At 42.8% G+C, this 892-nt stretch carries 2 protein-coding genes; both read left to right on the top strand.

What is annotated here, in order from left to right:
- On the top strand, window positions 1-613 hold a 613-nt coding region (locus DVK07_RS19800), incomplete at its 5' end, for a Shedu immune nuclease family protein (protein ID WP_147441265.1).
- Between the two features lie 81 nt (window positions 614-694).
- The coding region (locus DVK07_RS24435; RefSeq protein ID WP_394338896.1) for a DUF262 domain-containing protein at window positions 695-892 on the top strand (198 nt) is incomplete at its 3' end.

The raw sequence follows: 892 nt of genomic DNA, 5'->3' as shown, positions 1-892 counted from the left end.
TGACGAAGTTGTTGAGAAAGAGGCAATAAAAGCAGAATATGCAATTAAACATGCGCGGACAAGAAACAAACTGGAAGAGTATAAGGAGTTAGTTGAGCAAGAAGAACGAGAACAAAAATATCAGAAATTCTTAGAGAACAACCCTTGGCTCTTTGGACACGAGTATGTACAAAGGCTAGACATTCGGGAATTGACGAGAGGCGACGAGGTAGATTTCTGTATGGAATCAGTTGATGGGTATTACGACATAATCGAAATAAAGACCCCCTCAAAGACAGTCCTAGTCGAAGATTCATCACACGACACACACAAAGCCAGCTCCGAGCTGTCGGGAGCGATTGCACAAGTAGAGGATTATATCCATTCTATCGAGATGAATGAAGCTCAAATCAATCTCGAAGACGGAATTCATATGCTAAAGCCGAGAGGAATAATTGTAATTGGAGATGGTCTTAGTGATAAGAAGAGGAATTCATTAAGAATTCTCAATAGTCATTTAAATGGGATAACCGTCTACACGTTCTCTGATCTCACAGAATTTGGTACTCGAATGGTTCGGAGATACGAAGGGGATGCGGAAATCCCTACTAAATCGATTACCGATAATAATTGAGTGATAAAGCTGGAGATTCGCCCGGCTTTCTTCCGATATGAACTAATCATTATAGGGGTTGAAAAGCCAGTAAGGAGCAAGATGCAAATAGCGGAACAAATCCGACCCAAGGAAATCGGGGATCTGTTCAATCAAAACGAGCGATTTCGTATTCCATCCTACCAACGGCGGTACTCGTGGGAAGACGAACACTTCGAGGATCTCTGGAACGATCTGAACAGCATCGACCCAGAGGGGAGTCATTTCTTCGGAACGATTGTGTTTATGTCCGGGACACAC

The organism is Halorubrum sp. Atlit-26R, assembly GCF_003666015.1.
Classification (GTDB): Archaea; Halobacteriota; Halobacteria; order Halobacteriales; family Haloferacaceae; genus Halorubrum.
Note: the sequence above shows the minus strand (reverse complement) of the source record. Positions and strands in the feature narration are given on the sequence as shown.